We start from the raw sequence: 3,713 nt of genomic DNA, 5'->3' as shown, positions 1-3,713 counted from the left end.
CGACCTTTCCGCCGGTGTGCAGGCGGCCGCGGCAGAACTCCTCCAGACTCGCCGCGCCGGTGATGCGGCCCGCCTTGACCGCGGCCTCCGCCCCGCCGGAGTGGGCATGCCCTCCGGCGGGGAAGCGGCCGTCGGCCAGGACGAGCAGGGCTGCGCGCGTCATGACGTGCTCACGCTCCCCTCAGAACAGGAAATACCGCTGGGCGAGCGGCAGTTCGGAGGCGGGGGCGGGTTCGACGAGTTCGCCGTCGATGGTCACGGCGAACGAGTCGGGGGCCACCTCGACGCGCGGCAGGGTGTCGTTGTTGATCATGTCGGCCTTGCTGCGGCCGCGCGTCGAGCGGATCGGGACGAATGCCCGGTCGAGACCCAGGCGTTCCGGCAGCCCGTCCTCGATCGCCGCTTCGGCGACGAAGTTGAACGAGTTGGCGGCGGGCGCCTTGCCGTACGCGCCGAACATCGGGCGCGGCAGCACCGGCTGCGGTGTCGGGATGGAGGCGTTCGCGTCGCCCATCTGCGCGTAGGCGATCTGGCCGCCCTTGATGACCACTTGGGGCTTCACGCCGAAGAACTTCGGGTCCCACAGCACCAGGTCGGCGAGCTTGCCGGTCTCGACGGAGCCGACCTCGTGCTCGATGCCCTGGGCGATCGCCGCGTTGATCGTGTATTTGGCGACGTAGCGACGGGCACGGTGGTTGTCCGCGCGGACGTCGCCGGGCAGCAGGCCGCGTCGCCGCTTCATCACGTGCGCGGTCTGCCAGGTCCGCATGACGACCTCGCCGATGCGCCCCATGGCCTGCGAGTCCGAGGACATGATCGAGATGGCGCCCATGTCGTGCAGGATGTCCTCGGCCGCGATGGTGGTGGGCCGGATGCGGGACTCGGCGAAGGCGAGGTCCTCGGGGACCGCGGCGTTCAGGTGGTGGCAGACCATCAGCATGTCGAGGTGTTCCTCGACGGTGTTGACGGTGTGCGGCCGCGTCGGGTTGGTGGAGCTCGGAAGCATGTTGGGCAGCCCCACCGCGGTGATCATGTCGGGTGCGTGCCCGCCGCCCGCGCCCTCGACGTGGAAGGCGTGCAGGGTGCGGCCGCCGACCGCGTCGAAGGTGTCCTGGACGAAGCCGGCCTCGTTCAACGTGTCGGTGTGGACGGCCAGTTGGGCCCCCGACTCCTCGCACACGTCGAGGCAGGCGGAGATCACGGCCGGGGTCGCGCCCCAGTCCTCGTGGATCTTGAAGCCGCAGACGCCCGCCCGCAGCTGGTCGCGCATGGACTCCTTCGACATGGTGTTGCCCTTGCCGAGGAAGCCGATGTTGACGGGGCTGGACTCCATTGCCGCGAACATCCGGGCCACATGCCAGGAGCCCGGGGTGATGGTGGTCGCCTTGGAGCCCTCGGCCGGACCCGTGCCGCCGCCGACGAGGGTGGTGACGCCGGAGGCGAGCGCCTCGTCGATGATGGTCGGCGAGATGAAGTGGATGTGGGTGTCGATGCCGCCCGCGGTGACGATCTTTCCGTTGCCGGCGAGGACTTCGGTCTCCGGTCCGATGACGAGATCGGGGTGGACGCCGTCCATGGTGTCGGGGTTGCCGGACTTCCCGATGCCGGTGATCCGGCCGTCGCGGATACCGATGTCGGCCTTGACGATGCCCCAGTGGTCGATGATCACCGCGCCGGTGATGACGGTGTCGGGGGCGCCCTGCGCGCGGGTGACGCGCGACTGGCCCATGGATTCGCGGATGACCTTGCCGCCGCCGAAGACGGACTCGTCCCCGGAGCGGCCGGGCCCGCCGCAGCGGTCGTCCTCGATCTCGACGAGGAGGTCGGTGTCGGCGAGGCGGATGCGGTCGCCGGTGGTGGGGCCGAAGAGATCGGCGTACGCGGCACGGGACAGCTCAGGCATCGAGGGCACCTCCGGTCTCGCCGCGCAGTCCGGTGACGACGCGGTTGCCGGCGAGGGGGACGAGTTCGACGTCGACGGGGATGCCGGGTTCGAAGCGGACGGCCGTGCCGGCGGCGATGTTGAGGCGCCGGCCGCGGGCGGCGGCCCGGTCGAGGTCGAGACCGGGGTTGGCCTCGGCGAAGTGGTAGTGGGAGCCGACCTGGATGGGCCGGTCGGCGGCGTTGAGCACCGTCATGCGTATGACGTCGCGGCCGGCGTTGAACACGACCGGCTCGTCGGCGAAGAGGATCTCTCCGGGAATCATGGCCGTCTCCCCCGTCAGACGATCGGCTCGTGGACGGTGACGAGCTTCGTGCCGTCCGGGAAGGTCGCCTCGACCTGGACGTCGTGGATCATCTCCGCAATGCCCTCCATGACGTCGTCACGGGTGAGCACCTTGCGCCCGGAGGACATGAGCTCTGCGACGGTACGGCCGTCGCGGGCCCCCTCAAGGACGTGGGAGGTGAGCAGGGCGATCGCCTCGGGGTGATTGAGCTTCAGACCCCGGGCCCGACGCTTCTCGGCCACGTCGGCGGCTACATGGATGAGCAGTCTCTCCTGCTCGTGCGGGGTCAGTTGCACGCGTCCCACCTCACAGTCCTTCACTCCGGACCGTGCGGGGTCCGGCTGCCGCGGCCACCGCGACGGGTATAGATGTAACACACAAGAAATGCGCATGATCTTGCGCACCCTGGTTACCCAAAACCCCTGGTGACGTGCGCCGCAGGCTAGTTGGACGGAGTTTCAAAGAGGTTAACCGTCCCTTGACCGCCCCATTGCCGTCACCCGGTCTCACCCATACTCATGAGGCCGCTCAGACCGGCCCGGAGGGTCGCGACCGACTCCTCGCCGAAGAGGGCCTGCTGGATGAGGAACCCCTGCGCCGAGGCGACCATCGTGCGCGCGACGGCGTCCGGGTCCGCGTCGGCGCGCATCATCCCGGCCTCCTGATAGCCCTTGACAATGCCGACCCAGGCGGCGAGCACCCTCGCGTAACCGGACTGGATCACCGCGGCGAGCTCTTCGTTGCGCAGGGTCTCCGTCCACACCTGCACCACGAGCCGCGGGAAATAGGGCGTCCCGTCGATCCGCAATCCCTCCCGCTCGCGCAGCACTTGGCCCATGACCGCACTGATGAGCTCGTGCGGCGGTGGGGGCGGCGTCTGACGCGCGGCCTGTTCGAACGAGGTCCTGATGTCGTCGAGCACCTCGGTGACGATGGCCCGGATCAGCTCGTCCTTGCCGCGGAAGTAGCGGTAGACCGCGCCGGCGGAGAGGTCCACCTCTTTGAGGACGTCCTGCATCGACGTGGCGTGGAACCCGTTGCGGGCGAAGCAGAGCGCGGCGCCGTCCAGGATCTGGCGGCGGCGGGCGTCGAGGTGTTCCTGGGATACGCGGGCCATGGTCGCCAAAGTAAAACGAACATTCATTCTTGACAAGGCAGCGCACCGTCAGGACAGTGAGGGCATCACATAAAACGAACGATCCTTCGCTTTGACGTGATGCGGCTCGCCCGCCCTCCCTCCCTCTCTCGTCCCTCTCCTGCCACCCCTCTTGATTCCCCACTGCTCACCCCTCGTTCGCCTCACGCTGGAGGACTCCATGTCCGCCCCGTCCGCTGCCCCTGCACCCTCCGCCAGGTCGGCGCCGAAGATGCTCGCCGTGACCGTGCTCGTGCCACTCCTCGCGGCGCTGGCGCTCTGGGCGTTCGCCTGGCCCGCCGCCCGTACGGCCCCGCGCGACCTGCCTGTCGGCATCGCGGGCCCGGCCG

4 protein-coding genes and 1 pseudogene are annotated in these 3,713 nt (G+C 69.2%); all 5 read right to left on the bottom strand.

Going from position 1 to position 3,713, the window contains the following annotated elements; all coding sequences use genetic code 11:
* A pseudogene (locus tag G3I40_RS27980) lies at positions 1-163 on the bottom strand (urease accessory protein UreF); the annotation flags it as partial.
* 18 nt (positions 164-181) lie between these two features.
* On the bottom strand, positions 182-1,903 hold the full coding sequence (locus tag G3I40_RS27975; RefSeq protein WP_164305141.1) for an urease subunit alpha: 1,722 nt from the start codon (positions 1,901-1,903) through the stop codon (positions 182-184).
* Positions 1,896-2,207 carry an urease subunit beta gene (locus tag G3I40_RS27970; RefSeq protein WP_164305139.1) on the bottom strand — a complete coding sequence of 104 codons (312 nt, stop codon included), beginning with the start codon at positions 2,205-2,207 and terminating at the stop codon, positions 1,896-1,898. The genes G3I40_RS27975 and G3I40_RS27970 overlap by 8 nt, the downstream gene beginning before the upstream one ends.
* Positions 2,208-2,221: 14 nt before the next feature.
* Entirely contained in the window at positions 2,222-2,524 is a 303-nt protein-coding gene (locus G3I40_RS27965) for an urease subunit gamma (protein ID WP_164305143.1), read from the bottom strand.
* A gap of 200 nt (positions 2,525-2,724) precedes the next feature.
* A complete protein-coding gene (locus G3I40_RS27960) occupies positions 2,725-3,345 on the bottom strand; it encodes a TetR/AcrR family transcriptional regulator (RefSeq protein WP_164305137.1) in 621 nt (206 codons plus the stop codon).
* Between the last annotated feature and the right edge of the window lie 368 nt (positions 3,346-3,713).

It is taken from the genome of Streptomyces sp. SID14478 (genome assembly GCF_010548525.1).
GTDB lineage: Bacteria > Actinomycetota > Actinomycetes > Streptomycetales > Streptomycetaceae > Streptomyces.
This window is presented reverse-complemented; position numbering and strand designations above follow the sequence as displayed.